Source organism: Paraburkholderia kururiensis JCM 10599 = LMG 19447, from assembly GCF_003986935.1.
Lineage (GTDB): Bacteria > Pseudomonadota > Gammaproteobacteria > Burkholderiales > Burkholderiaceae > Paraburkholderia > Paraburkholderia kururiensis.
This window is the reverse complement of the sequence record NZ_RJZE01000027.1, coordinates 102,327-118,206: the sequence shown is the minus strand read 5'-3', so window position 1 is coordinate 118,206 and position 15,880 is coordinate 102,327. Positions and strand designations below refer to the sequence as shown.

The window sequence follows — 15,880 nt, the reverse complement described above, 5'->3', positions numbered from 1 at the left end:
ACACGACCACTTCCTTGAGTGGTGTGGCGGCAGCTTCGATCCCGCTGCCTTCGATCTCGTGCTCGCGAATCAGCGGCTCTCAGAGGTCAAGTTCTGATCGTCAAGACGGCCTCGGTTTGACGCTTACTGACAATCGGCGCAGCGTGCAACGGAAACGCGTCGGCCATCCGCCAAACGCTGGCGGCAGCGCCGGGGCAGACCTCGACCTCTTTGCTTCCTTTACGCAACTGAAACCCGGCAATGATGCGACGGACGTGCAGCTCGCGAGCTTGCCCGGGTAGTGTTTCAGCACGGGCGTGACCCCGGCGGATGTCATCGCCTCCGCAAACCTGGCGGCAACGATCGACGCCTCCCTCGGATCGTCCGAATAGCTACGCTGCGGTCGGTCGCTGTTCGTTTCCACCACAGGAGCCAGGTCGATGTCCACACAAGAGTTCGCCAGGGCTTCGCCGGCTGCTTTCACCTGGCCGCTGAACTCGGCGGGTGTCATCCTGGCCACGTCCCAGGGCGCAGGCGGCGAAGTCAGATTCGTCATGTCGCGGACGGCCCCGCCCTCCTGATCAGTCAAGATCAGAGCGTTCGGATGCGCTTTGCGCAACTCGCACGCGATCAACGGCCGAACATCGAATTGGTTTCGAATGAGCAGCGCGCCGAACTCGCTGGTTAGCGGCGGGTTTTCGACGACGAACAGCGACCGTAGCTCGTCCGCCGTAGGCAGCGTGGCCGCGACGCAAAACGTGGGCGCGAGGAGCAGTGTGGCCAGGAGCATTTTGGCGGTCATCGCGGTTTATCCCGTGGTGTTTCGTCCATACAAACACCATGGCGGAGAACGTTCCGGGCGGCAACGCGCGGGTGCACATGCCGGATGAGAGGTCTACCAGCGAGCGAAGACACATTTGTGCCATGCCACATTGTTGCCAATGTGCCTTCCCACGCATGTGCCGTGACAAGATAGAAGCGTTCGACCGTTTCGTCGTGTTCGGCATAGACAGGAGGGCCTCATGCTCACTGGCTTGGAAGTTCGCCGGGCTGCGCCGCGAGAGAAGACCTATCGAATCTCGGATGCCCGCTTTCAACCTTTCGGTTGTCGATACTCGTCGCGGCGTCGTAGACGGCGCCGCTGCAAAGGCTGCTCCGCCGACCGTGAAAGTGCCGTCGTCCGTTCTGTCCGACGCTGCACTGGTGCAATCGGCCGTTGTCGTGACGAACGTGTCGGTGCCCGCGACGCATTCGGCACCAGCAGCGTGGATGACGGCCATGGAAGTGGCGAACCTGTTTGGTTACGACAGCCCTCAGGGCGCTATCGCACTCATGAAGCGCGCCGGCATCGCGCCGACGAAGGTCGGCACGCGTTCGGTGTTTTACGATCGTGCAGCAGTCGAACGCTTGAAGGCACAGTTCGATGAAACGCTGTCGATTCAGGACGCTGCGGAACTCGCCGGCTACCAAAGTGATTTTGGCTTGTACTATCACCTCCAGCGTCGCCGTATCACGCCGACGATCGTTGCGGGTCGGACGCGCTTCAAGCTGTCCGACGTCGAGCAGTTTATGAAGCTGCGTGGCCGCCCGTAGCCGTAGATTCGCCGATATGGTGAAACAGTAACGCGGTTCGTATCACCGGTGCTACGGCGCTTTCAAACGCGACTCGTCGGGAGGCAAGCCCGACACACGCTCCGGTTGGTCGGGGGCAATCAAAATAACGCCGCAGTGTTTCGCTGGTCAAACTGCATCGGTTAGCGCCATATGTCTTTCCTCTGGGGCAATTCTGTGTTCGACGAGTCTCCCTCGGGGCACGCTATAGACAGCAGTTGACGCGTCCACGTATCTTACACGTGTACTCGTTCTCTCTCGAAGTGGAAACCGGGCATTGCTGTTTGCCCGACGAGCGCTTTCCATCTGTGAAACCAATCCCGGGACGATATGAAAAAGGCCATAACGATTACTGCGGGCGCTGGATGGTTTCCAAGGAACGTTCGTTGTTCAGTGTGCGTTACGTTTGGCGCCATTGCTGTTTGTCCGCCCGGGGGAACTGCGGTCAGCGGAGTGGTCGCAGTTCGATCTCGACAAGGCGCAGTGGCGCTATACGGTCTCCAAGACCAAAACGGAACACCTTGTGCCACTTGCCACGCAGGCGTTGGCGATCCTGCGCGATCTTTATGCGCTTACCGGCGCGCGGAGATACGTTTTTCCAGGGCGAGACGTCAAGAAGCCAATGAGTGGTGCAGCAGTTAACGCGGCCCTGAGGCGGATGGGCTTTGACACCAAGACAGAGATCACGGGCCATGGCTTTCGGGCGATGGCACGCACCATTCTGCATGAGCAGTTGCGCTTCCCAAGCGAGGTCATCGAACACCAGCTCGCGCACAAAGTGCCCGACGCCCTTGGTACGGCTTATAACCGGACAAAATTCATTGATGATCGAATCGTGATGATGCAGCGGTGGGCTGATTATCTCGATAACCTGAAGGCTGGTGCTGATTAAATCCGCGTAAGTCGTGGCGCGCCCGATACTACGCTGATGGTGGTGGAAGATCGGCCGACGCCTGGGCTACGAAGATCTAGGCGTTCCATGACGCTCGCAAGTATCATGCCTTGATTGACCGGCGACGCTTCGGCCCGGATCACCATATCTGACAAGCCTTCCGGCGATTTCTCTTTCCTCCGTATCAGCTTCATACGGGAAGTACGCGGATATTAGTTGTCGGGAAATCCGAGCAGTTCTCCACTCCATGCGTAGTCCATTTCTCGTTCGAAGTACTGGATTGGTGTTCCCCGACTTCCGGATTTCGCAGCAGGCTCAAGATCGCGAGCGTTCGACCGATGTACTAGATGTACGTACACAGACTTTGGGGAGGATAGTCGGACAAACAACCTACCCCCTTACACCCTCCCCCCCGTCGACCCTCTCACCACCAATTCCCCCGGCAACACCAACGTCCGCGCTGACATCTCGGGTTCTGCTAACCGCTGCGTCAACAGCTGCATCGCGTTCTTCCCAATCTCGTACACCGGCTGCGCGATAACGGTGACACCAGGCGTCACGAGGTCGGTCCACGCATCGTTATCAAACCCCGCGAGCGCCACGTCGTCCGGCACGCGCGCCCCGTGCTCGCGCAGCGCCCGGTAAGCCCCCAGCAGCAACAGCCCGTTGCTCGCCACGATCGCATCCGGTCGCTCGCCTGACTCTGCCGCAAGCCACGCCGTCACCCGCGCGTGCGCCGCCTCGGGATGCGGGTCGACGAATTCGGCCGCAGCCCAAAGGCCATGCCGCTGCAGTGCCTCGACGAACCCCGCGTGCCGCTCGCGTCCCGTCGTGCTCGCGTTGCCGAACAGGCCCGCGCAGCGCTTATAGCCGCGCTCCACCAGGTGTTCGGCGAGTCGCGTCGCGGCGTCGCGGTTGTCGAGCGTCACGGCGTCGGTTACGCCCGCCGGGCCTGCGCGGTCGATCATCACTACCGGGAACGCGTACGCGCGCGCGTCGAACCGGCGTGCCGCCTCGTAGGTCGGGGAGTAGATCACGCCCGTCACGCGCTCGCTTTCCATGAGCCGCAGATACATGGCCTCCTTTTCCGGGTTCTCGTCGGTGTTGCAGAGAATCACGCGCATGCCCTGCGCGTACGCGGCGTCTTCCACCGCGCGGCTCACTTCGGTGAAAAACGGGTTGCGCACGTCGGAGACGATGAGGCCGATCGTCGCGGTGTCGCCCGAGCGCAGGCGCTGTGCGGCGGCGTTGGGCCGATAGTCGAGCTGCTCGATGACCTCGAGCACGCGCCGGCGCACGCTGTCGCGCACCGGGCCGTTGTTCGAAAGCACGCGCGAGACGGTCGTCACCGACACGCCCGCTGCCTCCGCCACATCCTTGATTCTTGGCGCCATGGAATGAAATCGATTTCTTGATGAATCGGCGTATACCCTGGTCTCGCGGTATCCGTTCGCGCATCTTGCAGTGCCGCGCCCCGCTGGGACGGGCGACGCGCGCCTATTCTATCGGGCCTCCGCGCAACTTTCATCTTTGCCAGCGACTACGCGCCGTCTTGACGCGGAAAGTGGTATCGATTCCAATAGCGCACATTCCACGACCAACCAGGAGACGCGATGTCCCCGCTGCTTACTGCGGAGCTCGTCCGGCTAGGTGCCGGGCCGGGTTCGAAACACGATGCGATCCGTGAGGCGGGCGCGCTGCTCGTCGCGGCGGGCGTCATCGAGCCGGGCTACGTCGATAGTCTGCAAGGGCGCGAGCAGGTATCGAACACGTACCTCGGCAGCGGCGTCGCAATTCCGCACGGCCTCCAGGAAGACCGCCATCTGATTCGCCGCACGGGCGTCGCGGTCCTCCAGGTGCCGGAGGGCGTCGAATGGCAGGGCGGCGAGCGTGCGCGGCTCATCGTCGCGATTGCGGCGCAGTCCGACGAGCACATTGCGCTGCTGCAACGTCTCACGCGGCTGATCGGCGACCCGGCGCAACTGGAGCGGCTGCTGACGGCGCGCGATCCCCAGATCGTGGTCGATGCGTTGAACGGCGTTTCGCTCACTGCAACGAGCGGCAGCGCAACGCCCGCAGCAACAACGCCAGCCGACTACGACCACCACCTCGACCTGATCCTCGACTACCCGCACGGTCTGCATGCCCGCCCCGCGAGCGCGTGGGTCGCCACGGCGAAGCGCTATCAGTCCGCGCTTCGTGTGCGCAACGGCAGCGTGGCCGCCGACCCGAAAAACCTCGTGAGCCTGCTGCAACTGGGCGCCACGGCGCAGGCGCGATTGGTGCTCTCGGCGCAGGGTGGCGACGCCGCCGAAGCGCTCGCCGCGCTCAAGCGCACCATCGAGTCACTGGCCGCGGAAGAGCACGAGCGCGCCGCGGCTGCCCGCTCGCGTCGCGAGGCCGCGCAGCCGGCTTTGTTTACCCCCGAAGATCCGGCAACGGTGATCGAAGGCGTGGGCGCGGGCCCTGGCTTCGTCGCGGGTCCGGTGCGGGTAGTGCGCCACGCGCGGCTCGACATTGAAGATCGTCCGGGCGATGTGCTCGACGCCTCGCGTCGTCTCGAAAAAGCGCTGACCGACACGGCCGCCGAACTCGATGCGCTCGCGCGCGAAACGACCACGCGGCTCGGCGCAGCCGAAGGCGAGATCTTCGCGGCCCAGCGCGAACTGCTGAACGACGCCGATCTGCTCGGCGATGCCGCACGCCTTACCGTCGAGGGCCACGGCGTCGAGTGGTCATGGCATCGCGCGGCGGACTCGCGCGCGGCGCAACTCGCTGCGCTTCCCGACCCGCTACTCGCGGCGCGCGCAACCGACTTGCGCGACGTCGCGCGTCGCGTGCTCAAGCATCTGGACGAAAACACGGCGAATCTACACGCAGCAACGAACGTAGCAGCAACACCCGCCATCCTCATTGCCGAAGACCTCACGCCCTCGGACACCGCGCAGCTCGACCCCGCCGTCACGCTTGGCTTTTGCACGGTGAGCGGCGGCCCAACCTCGCACACGGCGATCCTGGCCCGCACGCTCGGCGTGCCGGCGGCGGTGGCGTGCGGCGCGAAGCTGCTCGACATCGCCGACGGCGCACACGCTGTGCTCGACGGCAACGCGGGCCGGCTGTACGTCGGTGTGTCGGCGCGCGACGCCGAGCGCGCCCGGCAAACCGCGCTGCGTCTTGCCGAAGAGCGCGTCCGCACGGCGGCCAATCGCGCGCTGCCGGCCACGACGCTCGACGGCCACGCCTTCGAGATCGGCGCCAACATTACGCGCCCGAGCCAGGTGGCCGACGCGCTCGCCCATGGCGCGGACGGCATCGGCCTGATGCGCACGGAGTTCCTGTTCCTCGAACGCCACGACGCGCCGAGCGAAGACGAGCAGTACGCGTGCTATCGCCAGATGGTGCAGGCAAGCGGCGGACGGCGGCTCATCATCCGCACGCTGGACATCGGCGGCGACAAGCAGGTGCCGTATCTGAACCTGCCGCACGAGACGAACCCGTTCCTCGGCGTGCGCGGTGTGCGTCTGTGTCTGCGCCGGCCCGATCTCTTCGTGCCGCAGTTGCGCGCGCTCTACCGCGCAGCGAAGGAAGGTCCGCTGTGGATCATGTTCCCGATGGTCTCCACGCTCGACGAGGCGCACGCCGCGATTGCGCTCGCCGAGACCGTGCGCGCCGAACTCGATGCGCCGAAGGTGCCGCTCGGCATCATGGTGGAGACTCCATCGGCCGCTGCGCTCGCGGACCACTTCGCGCAGGCCGTCGATTTCTTTTCGATCGGCACCAACGATCTCACGCAATACGTGCTCGCCATCGATCGTGAGCATCCCGAACTGGCGCGCAATGCCGAGAGCCTGCATCCCGCCGTGCTGCGCATGATCCGGCAGACGGTGGAGGGCGCGCGGCGTCATCGCAAGTGGGTGGGCGTGTGCGGCGGACTCGCGGGCGACCCGCTCGGCGCGGCGATTCTCGCGGGCCTCGGCGTGGACGAGCTCTCGATGAGCCCGCGCGACATCGCTGCCGTGAAGGCGCGTGTGCGCGGCGAGCGGCTCGATTCGATGCAGGCGCTTGCAGAGCGCGCGCTGGAATGCGGCGACGTCGATGCCGTACGCGCGCTCGATGCGGCCGACGTGAGGGTCGCGGCATGAACACCGTCATCACGGTCACGCTGAACCCGGCGCTCGACCAGACCGTGCGCGTCGCGAACCTGACGCCGGGCGACGTGAACCGCGCGGAGTCGCTCGAATTCAACGCGGGCGGCAAGGGCGTGAACGTGGCGGGCTGTCTCGCTGACTACGGCGTGGCGACCATCGTCACGGGCCTGCTCGGCACGGAAGACAGCGCCGCGTTCGACACGCTCTTTGCCGCCAAGCGCATCGACGACCGCTTCGTGCGCGTGCCGGGCCGCACGCGCATCAACGTGAAGCTCGTGGATACCGCGCGCCACGAGACCACCGACATCAACCTCGCCACCACGCCGCCCGCGCCGGCCTGCGTCGAAGCGCTCGAGAGGCGCATCGCCGAACTCGCGCGGCCGGGCCGGTGGTGCGTGCTCGCTGGGAGCCTGCCGCCTGGCGTCGATCCATCGTTCTACCGTCGCATGACGCGCGTGCTGCACGATGCGGGCGTCCACGTGGCGCTGGACACGAGCGGCGCACCGCTTACTGAAGCCCTCGCCGCCACTGACACGCGCGATCTGCCCGACCTCGTGAAGCCGAACCAGGCGGAACTCGAAGCGCTGCTGGGCCGCGCGCTCGATGACGACGAAGCCATCATTGCCGCCGCCTGCGAACTCGTGGCGCGCGGCATCCGTTACGTGGTGGTGTCGCTGGGTGGCCGCGGGGCGATTGGCGTGATGGCGAGCCAGCCGTCGGCTGGGCTGCCTGCTGTATCGCGTGTTGTGTCGCGTGTCGCGCCGCCGCAATCGGGCGCAACGGACGTGGCATCGCGCGCCGCGCCGCCCGTTTTCCAGATCTTCCGCGCGACACCGCCGCGTGTTCCTGTCGCGACCACCGTGGGCGCGGGCGACGCGTTCGTCGCCGGACTTATCGCGAGCCTGATCGAAGCGCGCACCTGGGACGACGCCGGCCGCCAGGCCACGGCGTTTGCCGCCGCGAAGCTCGCGCGCGTGGGGCCGCATCTGCCCGATCACGCGACGCTGGCCACGCTCGCCGCGCGCGTCGAAGTCAAAACATTCACGCTGTCCGCTGCGGACGGCGTCGTTCAGCCATGAGCCGCGAGGCCGGAGACACTGCAATGGAAAAAATCATCGGACTCGTGGCGGCGCCCGGACAGAGCGCTGCACCCACGTTCGCCGCGCAGGCGCTGAGCCGCGCGGCTGAAGCTCGCGGCGTGACGCTCGCCGTCGAAACGCGCAGCGCGCTCGGCGTGCAGACGCCGCTGTCCGCGGAAACGATTCGTGCCGCGAGCGGCGTGCTGATCGCAGCAGACGACCACGCCGCCGTGGACGAAACGCCGTTCGCCGGCAAGACCATCGAACGCGTGACGATCGACGAAGCGATTCGCGACGCGCAAGCGGTGATCGCGCGCGCGGCTGCCGGTGCATCGCGGGCCGCGTCGTCGCTTGCGCCGCGCCAGGCAGACGACGCCGCAAAACCGGTCGCTGAATCCACCGGCGTGCGGCCTTTGAAAATCGTCGCCATTACCTCGTGTCCCACGGGCATCGCTCACACCTTCATGGCCGCCGAGGGCCTCGCGCAAGGCGCGAAGGCGCTCGGTCACACCATCCACGTCGAGACGCAGGGCTCGGTCGGCGCGCAGAACAAGCTCACCGACGCGCAGATTGCCGAAGCCGATCTCGTCGTGATCGCCGCCGACACCCAGGTCGACAAGAGCCGCTTCAAGGGCAAGCGGCTCTATGAAACAGGCACGAAGGGCGCCATCGGCAAGGGCGCTGCGCTGATCGAAAGCGCGATCGCGCAGGCGCGTGTCGAAGGCGGCGGCTCGGCGGGCCATTCCCCAGCAAGCGGCGCGGCGCTCGCCGATCAGGTCGCAGCGGCCAAGCAGGCGCGTTCGGCGAAGGCGTCCGGTCCCTATCGGCACCTCATGACGGGCGTTTCGTACATGCTGCCGTTCGTCGTGGCGGGCGGGCTGCTGATCGCGCTGTCGTTCGCGCTGGGCGGCATCTACGCGTTCGATGACGCGCACAAAGGCACGCTCGCGTGGTCGCTGTTCCAGATCGGCGCGAAGTCGGCCTTCGCGCTCATCGTGCCCGTGCTCTCGGGCTACATCGCGTACTCCATCGCGGACCGGCCGGGCGTGGCGCCCGGCATGGTGGGCGGCATGCTGGCGGCAAGCCTCAGCGCGGGGTTCCTCGGCGGCATCGTGTCGGGCTTCCTTGCGGGCTACACGGCGCTGCTCATCAACCGGCACCTGAAGCTGCACCGCAACCTGGAAGGGCTCAAGCCGGTGCTCATCATTCCGTTGTTTTCCACGCTGATCGTCGGACTGCTGATGATCTACGTGGTGGGCTCGCCGGTGGCCGCCGCGCTGCACGCGCTGGAAGGCTGGCTGCGTTCCATGCAGGCCGGCAGCGCCGTGGTGCTCGGCCTGATTCTGGGCGGCATGATGGCCGTGGACATGGGCGGCCCCGTGAACAAGGCGGCCTACGCGTTCAGCGCCGGACTGATCGCGAGCCACGTCTACACGCCGATGGCCGCGACGATGGCGGCCGGTATGACGCCGCCGCTCGGCATTGCGCTCGCCACGTGGCTGTTCCGCAGCCGCTTCGGCGAGGAAGAGCGCGAAGCGGGCAAGGCGGCGGCCGTGCTCGGCATCGCGTTCATCACGGAAGGCGCGATTCCGTTCGCGGCGCGCGACCCGATGCGCGTGATTCCTTCGTGCATCGCGGGCTCCGCCGTGGCGGGCGCGATTTCGATGGCAGCCGGTGTCGAACTCAAGGTGCCGCACGGCGGCGTGTTCGTGCTGCCCATTCCGAACGCCGTGACGCACCTCGGCGTCTACGCGTTGGCGATCGTCGCGGGCACGCTCGTGACGGCGCTCGCGGTGGGCCTGTTGAAGCGGGCGCCGCAGAACGGGGGCAAGCCGCAAGCCGCGGCTGCCTGAGCCCCAGGGTCTGGTTTTTCGCCAAGGCGCCGTGACGGGCGCCTGAGTCTTCATCCGGTTGTATCCTCTTGGCTCAGCAAACGGCGCCGCCCCGAAGGCGCCGCGCAACCGGATCGTCATCCCATGAAATTCCCCTTGCCGCCTCAAGGGCAGCCGAATCGCGTCTACCCTCGCGGCGCGCCGCCGGGCCTCTATGGGCCCGTTTCGGTGCTGGCCGGCGCCGCTGTCGTCTCCGGTCTCTATCTGGGCCGGGCCGTGCTCATTCCGATCACGCTCTCGGTGCTGCTCAGCTTCCTGCTCGCGCCGCTCGTCAACATGCTGCGGCGTGTGCGGCTGGGGCAGTTCGCGTCGATTCTGGTGGCCGTGTTCTTTGCCCTCGCGGCGCTGCTCGGCGTGGGCACGCTGATCGGCGCTCAGGTGGTTCAGCTCGCGGCAGATCTGCCGCAGTACCAGGTTGCCATCGAACGCAAGATTGAAACCGTGCAGGAGAAAACGGTGCGCCGCGCGGACGTGCTCGCGAGCAAGGCCGCGTCCACGCTGCAACGCCTCGCGCCGTCGCGGCCCAGCCCGCCGCAGGGCTTCGGCAACCGCGTGGCGAGGACAGCGTCGGGCAACCCGATTCCGGTCGAGGTCCACGAGCCGGTGCCCACGCCCATGCAGCTCGTGCGGCGCGCGTTTTCGCCCGTGGTGGCGCCGCTGGAAACCACGTTCATCGTGCTCGTGGTGACGATCTTCATCCTGTTGCAGCGTGAGGATCTGCGCGACCGCCTCATCAGCCTGTTCGGTTCGCGCGACCTGCATCGCACCACCACCGCCATCGACGACGCCGCGCGCCGCCTGAGCCGCTATTTCGTCACGCAATTGGGGCTCAACCTCAGCGTGGGTGCGGTGCTCACCATCGGCCTTGCGGCCATCGGCGTGCCGGGTGCGCTGCTGTTCGGCGTGATCGCCGCGTTCCTGCGCTTCGTGCCGTACATCGGCATCTGGATTGCCGCGGCGCTCGCCACGTGCCTCGCCGCCGCCATCCAGCCGCAATGGACGATGGCGGTCTGGACGCTGATCCTCTTCATCGTCGTGGACGTCGTTGCGGGCCAGGTGGCCGAGCCGCTGCTCTACAGCCGCGGCTCCGGCCTCTCGCCGCTCGCGGTGGTCGTGGCTGCGATTTTCTGGAGCTGGCTCTGGGGCCCGATCGGCCTCGTGCTTTCCACGCCGCTCACGCTGTGCATCGTCACGCTGGGCCGCTACACGCACCGCCTCAATTTCCTGACCGTTTTGCTGGGCGACCAGCCCGCGCTCACGCCGGCGCAGAGCTTCTATCAACGGCTGCTCGCAGACGAAGCGCACGACGCCATCGTGCAGGCCGGGCGGCTGCTGCACGAGATGTCCGTGGTGGACTATTACGACCAGGTGGCGCTGGAAGGTCTGCAACTCGCGCGCAACGACGCGCTGCGCGGCGTGCTCACGTCTGAGCAATTGGCGCGCGTGAACGAAACGCTGATCGACATCGTGGAGAACCTCGAAACGGTGGAGGGCGCGCCGGACCCGCTCACCTCGGGGCAGAACGGCCGTGCCCCGGTGGCGGAGGGACGCGAGCGAGAACCGGCCGCGGCGGCAAGCCAGACGGGCCAGGCCGACCACACAGACGCCAATGCAGACGCCAACACCACACAACTTGCAGAAGGCGTCTCGGTGCTCTGCATCTCCGGACGCGGCGCCTTCGACGAGGTGGCCGCCGCCATCACGATGCAACTGCTCGCGCGGCTCAAGATTCCCTGCACGGCGGCGCGCTACGAGCAGTTCCGCTATCCGCGCGCCGACGCGCCGGAGATCAAGGTCGCGCCGGTGGTCTGCATCGTGTCGCTCGATGCCGCCGACTGGCCGCCGTACCTGCGCAACCTGCTGCGGCGCCTGCGTAGCCAGCAGGCGCCCGCGGCCATCGTGGTGGGCTTCGGCAAACAGCCGGACGACGCGGCGGGCGTCGAGACGACCGAGTCCACCGACGCGCTGCACGAGGCAACGACGTTCCGTGCGCTCGTGGAGCAATGCCGGGCGGCGGCTCTCGCGGCGAGTGCGTCCGCACCGGAGCGGGCCTGGATCGGCGACAGGGCGCGCTAGCCGGGCGGCGGCAGATCCGCGCGGCAGAGCACGTGCCCGGGCGGGCCGAAGCGGGTTGAAGCATGTTGAAGCGTGCCCCGGCGCGCCCAAACGTGCAGACAACCCCGGAGACCTTCCTCAGTTCACCAGATTGAATTCGCCGGCAAGCGGGTAGGCTCTCTCTGGGCGTGCTCGCGGCGTGCGCCTGCTCGACATCCGGCCGCGCCGAACCCTGTCCCGCTCCGTACGTACCTTGCGCCGTCCCTCATGCTGAAACGTCTGATCCGCCTGTTGCGCCATCCCGCCTCCGTTGTCTGGGTGAGTCTCGTGCTCGCCACGACGATCAGCGCGGTCGCGGTCTGGGCGGCCGTGGAGATGCAGCACGACGCAATGCGCCGCGCAAACGAGACGGCGCAGAACGTCTCGCTGCTGATCGAGCGCGACACCGCGCGCAACCTCGAGCTCTACGACCTGTCGCTGAAGGCCGTTATCGACGGCCTTCACGCGCCCGGCGTGATGAAGCTCGCGCCGCGGATGCGTCAGCTCGTGCTGTTCGACAGCTCTGCGATGGCGCAGGACATGGGCTCGCTGTTCGTGATCGACGTGCACGGCAACGTGGTGGCAGATTCGCGCGCCGTGCCGCCGCGCCGCGTGAACATTGCGGATCGCGACTATTTCAAGGTGCACCGCGATTCGCCGAACGTGGGGCTCTACGTGAGCCGGCCGTTCAAGCCGCGGCTCACCGCGGGCGACATGAGCATCGCGTTGAGCCGCCGCCTCTCGAATCCGGACGGCAGCTTTGCGGGCATCGTGGTGGGCACGATGCGGCTCTCCTATTTCCGGCGGCTTTTCGAAGGCACGAACCTGGGCGAGCGCGGCTCCATCACGCTGATGCTTACGGACGGCACCGTGCTCATGCGCCGTCCGCTGCGGGCCTGGATGGTGGGCGTCAACCTGTCCGGTTCGGACAACTTCAACGCTTTCCAGGCCGCGCCGGAAGGCCGGTTCTTTGCGCCATCGGCCGTGGACGGCGTGGAGCGCTGGTACGTCTATCGCCGCATCAACGGCTTTCCGCTGATTCTGAGCGTGGGGCAGTCCACGGCGGACATCGACGCCGAATGGCGGCGGCGCGCATGGATCATCGGCTTCTTGACCGTCTTGCTCGACGTGGCGATCGTGGCGCTCGCCGTGCTGTTCTCGCAGCAACTGCGCCGGCGCATCGCGATGGAAGACCGGCTGCGCGTGCTGGTTCGCACCGACGGGCTCACCGGCATCAACAACCGCCGTGCCTTCGACGAGCGCGCGAACAGCGAGTGGCGGCGCGCGAAACGCAGCGGCCGGCCGCTTTCGGCGCTGATCTTCGACATCGATTACTTCAAGACCTACAACGACCGCTACGGCCACGCGGCGGGCGACGACGCGCTCACTGCGGTGGCCGGCTGTCTTGCGTCGTACGCGCGGCGTCCCGGCGACTGCGCGGCGCGCTATGGCGGCGAGGAATTCGCGGTGCTGCTCGCGGAGACGCACGAACGCGACGCCATGCGGCTCGCGCAGCAGATTCGCGCAGCCGTGGAGGCGCTCAAGCTGCGCCACGCCAGCAACCCGCTTGGCGTGCTGACGGTGAGCATCGGCGTGGCAGGCACCGACGAGCACGCATTCGGCACCCTGCCCGAACTCCTGGAAGCGGCCGACGCGGCGTTGTATCGAGCCAAGGCGGAAGGGCGCAACTGCGTGCGCTCGCCTGAGGCGCCGGAAGGGGGAACTGACGGAGCGGCTGAAGGGGCGCCCCGGGTCGCGGTGGCAAACGCAAGAGAGGCAGCAAGAGCGGTGAGCAAGGACCAGCGCGACCTGCACGTGGAGTCGCTGTCTTAGCCGCGGGTTTTGACGCCGTATCACGTCGTACCGCGCACGCTTCGCCGCACATCAAAATTTAACCCGGGTGATATTGCAAAGTTAATTTATACCCGGATATAATTTGCCGCTGATGACTACCCCTCAAGGAGCTTCGGCATGAGCAGCACGGCGAGTTGTACGGCGTTCGAAGGCACCCGGCGCATTGCGGGCGGCGCGCCCCGAAAGGTTGCGGCGGCGGTCCGGCAATGGCTAGACAGCACGGGGGCGGACGCGGCGCACGCCGACAGCCGCTCGCCGCTGCTGATCTTCGACGACAGTTCCGGGCGACAGGTGGAGTTCGACCTGCGTGGCACAGTGGCCGAGGTCGAAGCACGGTTCGACGCGCAGAGCGCGGCGTCCGGCCGTGCGGCGCGGGCAGACGAAGCTCCGCCCAGCGCAGGCGCGGCCCGATCCGCCCAATCCGACACCCCGCAAGCCGACACCTCACCCGCCAGCACCGCCCCGCGTGGCCGTGGCCGGCCAAAGCTCGGCGTGATCGCTCGCGAGGTCACACTGTTGCCGCGTCATTGGGAATGGCTCAATGGCCAGCCGGGCGGCGCGTCGGTGGCGCTGCGCCGCCTCGTGGAGGCCGCCCGCGCCGCGAACGGCAACAAAGACCGTGTCCGCGCCGCGCAGGAGGCGGCCTGGCGCTTCATGACCGCGCTGGCCGGCGACCTGGCGGGCTACGAGGAAGCCACCCGCGCGCTTTACGCGAGCGACGCCGCCCGCTTCAACGCCCTCCTGGCCGACTGGCCCGCCGACGTGCGCGACTACGCCGCAACGCTCGCCGCCCCGGCGTTCGAGTGATTGCCTTGCCAGCACTATTCCCTCTTCGTACACTCGCGCGTAATTTGCCTCGGGCGCGCCCACGCGGGGCGGCCCACGCGGGGCGCCTCACGTTTGCGCGGCGCACGTCGTGAAGCGAAGCCGCGGCAAGAGCAAGACCCTCCACGTCCAACCATAACGCCCCAAGAGGAGAACCATCGCGATGTCCGATTCCTACTTCCCGCGCTGGCGCACCCAGCCCGGCGCCGCGCACCGTGTGGTCGCCACCGACGAACGGCTGCCCTGGCCGCAGATGCTCGCCATGGGCGTGCAGCACGTGGTCGCCATGTTCGGCGCCACGGTGCTCGCGCCGCTGCTGATGGGCTTCGATCCGAACCTCTGCATCTTCATGTCGGGCATCGGCACGCTGATTTTCTTCGTGATCGTGGGCGGGCGGGTGCCGAGCTATCTCGGGTCGAGCTTCGCGTTCATCGGTCTCGTGATTGCCGTGACGGGCTATAGCGGCCACGGACCGAACCCGAACATTCCGCTCGCGCTAGGCGGCATCGTGGCGTGCGGCGTGGTGTACGCGGTGATCGGGCTCATCGTTTCCGTGGTGGGCACGAAATGGATCGAGACGCTGATGCCGCCTGTGGTGACGGGCGCGATCGTCGCCGTGATCGGGCTCAACCTCGCGCCCATTGCGGTGAAGGGCGTGAGCGGTTCGTCGTTCGATTCGTGGATGGCGCTTGTCACCGTGCTGTGCGTGGGCGGCGTGGCCGTGTTTGCGCGCGGCATGCTGCAACGGCTGCTGATTCTGGTGGGGCTGATCATCGCTTACGTGATCTATGCCGTCGTCACGAACGGCTTGGGCATGGGCAAGCCGATCGACTTCGCCGTGGTGGCCAACGCCGCCTGGTTCGGCATGCCGCACTTCGCGGCGCCCGTGTTCGACGCGCACGCCATCACGCTGCTTGCGCCCATCGCCGTGATCCTGGTGGCCGAGAACCTGGGCCACATCAAGGCCGTGAGCGCGATGACGGGGCAGAACCTGGACCGCTACATCGGCCGCGCGTTCATCGGCGACGGACTGGCTACCGTGGTGTCGGGCTTCGCGGGCGGCACGGGCGTGACCACCTACGCCGAAAACATCGGCGTGATGGCGGTGACGAAGATCTATTCGACGCTCGTGTTCGTGGTGGCCGCCGTGATCGCGCTCGTGCTCGGCTTTTCGCCGAAGTTCGGCGCCGTGATCCAGACCATTCCGGGCCCGGTGCTGGGCGGCGTCTCGATCGTCGTGTTCGGGCTGATCGCGGTGACAGGCGCGCGCATCTGGGTGGTCAACAAGGTGGACTTCTCGGACAACCGCAATCTGATCGTCGCGGCCGTAACGCTCGTGCTGGGCGCGGGGGACTTCTCTTTGAAGCTCGGCAACTTCGGCCTGGGCGGCATTGGCACCGCGACGTTCGGCGCCATCATTCTCTACGCGCTGCTGCGCAGGAAGCCCGCGCAGCAGGCGGCGGTTTAAGGCGTTGGGCCTAAGGTTCTCTGGGTTTAAGGCGCTGA

At 66.9% G+C, this 15,880-nt stretch carries 10 protein-coding genes and 1 pseudogene; 9 read left to right on the top strand and 2 right to left on the bottom strand.

The features are described 5' to 3' along the window. Window positions 1–100: 100 nt before the first annotated feature. Window positions 101–781, bottom strand: coding sequence for a glycoside hydrolase family 3 N-terminal domain-containing protein (locus tag PKKP23_RS27650; protein ID WP_126879249.1), 681 nt, complete (start codon window positions 779–781; stop codon window positions 101–103). Between the two features lie 281 nt (window positions 782–1,062). On the opposite strand from PKKP23_RS27650, the gene PKKP23_RS27645 reads away from it, so the two are divergent. Both PKKP23_RS27645 and PKKP23_RS27640 read left to right on the top strand, forming a co-directional pair. Continuing rightward, window positions 1,063–1,572: a MerR family transcriptional regulator gene (locus tag PKKP23_RS27645; protein WP_126879248.1), complete on the top strand. Its 510-nt coding sequence runs from the start codon at window positions 1,063–1,065 to the stop codon at window positions 1,570–1,572. Window positions 1,573–1,939: 367 nt separating this feature from the next. Then, window positions 1,940–2,482 (top strand): annotated as a pseudogene (locus tag PKKP23_RS27640) (tyrosine-type recombinase/integrase); the annotation flags it as partial. Window positions 2,483–2,880: 398 nt separating this feature from the next. Here PKKP23_RS27640 and PKKP23_RS27635 read toward each other — a convergent pair. Further along, complete coding sequence (locus tag PKKP23_RS27635) at window positions 2,881–3,876, bottom strand: LacI family DNA-binding transcriptional regulator (protein WP_126879247.1); 996 nt, start codon at window positions 3,874–3,876, stop codon at window positions 2,881–2,883. Between the two features lie 219 nt (window positions 3,877–4,095). Between PKKP23_RS27635 and ptsP the strand changes: the two genes are divergently transcribed. The 7 genes from ptsP to PKKP23_RS27600 all read left to right on the top strand — a co-directional run bounded on the left by ptsP (window position 4,096) and on the right by PKKP23_RS27600 (window position 15,842). Further along, complete coding sequence (gene ptsP, locus PKKP23_RS27630) at window positions 4,096–6,624, top strand: phosphoenolpyruvate--protein phosphotransferase (protein ID WP_126879246.1); 2,529 nt, start codon at window positions 4,096–4,098, stop codon at window positions 6,622–6,624. Beyond that, window positions 6,621–7,709 (top strand): 1-phosphofructokinase family hexose kinase, encoded by a 1,089-nt coding sequence (locus tag PKKP23_RS27625; protein WP_126879245.1) that lies wholly within the window; start codon window positions 6,621–6,623, stop codon window positions 7,707–7,709. The genes ptsP and PKKP23_RS27625 overlap by 4 nt, the downstream gene beginning before the upstream one ends. Window positions 7,710–7,732: 23 nt before the next feature. Then, window positions 7,733–9,562 (top strand): PTS fructose-like transporter subunit IIB, encoded by a 1,830-nt coding sequence (locus PKKP23_RS27620; RefSeq protein WP_126879244.1) that lies wholly within the window; start codon window positions 7,733–7,735, stop codon window positions 9,560–9,562. 123 nt (window positions 9,563–9,685) lie between these two features. Next, window positions 9,686–11,677, top strand: coding sequence for an AI-2E family transporter (locus PKKP23_RS27615; RefSeq protein ID WP_126879243.1), 1,992 nt, complete (start codon window positions 9,686–9,688; stop codon window positions 11,675–11,677). A gap of 246 nt (window positions 11,678–11,923) precedes the next feature. Further along, on the top strand, window positions 11,924–13,528 hold the full coding sequence (locus PKKP23_RS27610) for a sensor domain-containing diguanylate cyclase (protein ID WP_126879242.1): 1,605 nt from the start codon (window positions 11,924–11,926) through the stop codon (window positions 13,526–13,528). A gap of 138 nt (window positions 13,529–13,666) precedes the next feature. Next, window positions 13,667–14,356: a DUF2239 family protein gene (locus PKKP23_RS27605; protein WP_126879241.1), complete on the top strand. Its 690-nt coding sequence runs from the start codon at window positions 13,667–13,669 to the stop codon at window positions 14,354–14,356. Between the two features lie 181 nt (window positions 14,357–14,537). After that, window positions 14,538–15,842 carry a solute carrier family 23 protein gene (locus PKKP23_RS27600; RefSeq protein WP_017772500.1) on the top strand — a complete coding sequence of 435 codons (1,305 nt, stop codon included), beginning with the start codon at window positions 14,538–14,540 and terminating at the stop codon, window positions 15,840–15,842. Window positions 15,843–15,880 lie beyond the last annotated feature (38 nt).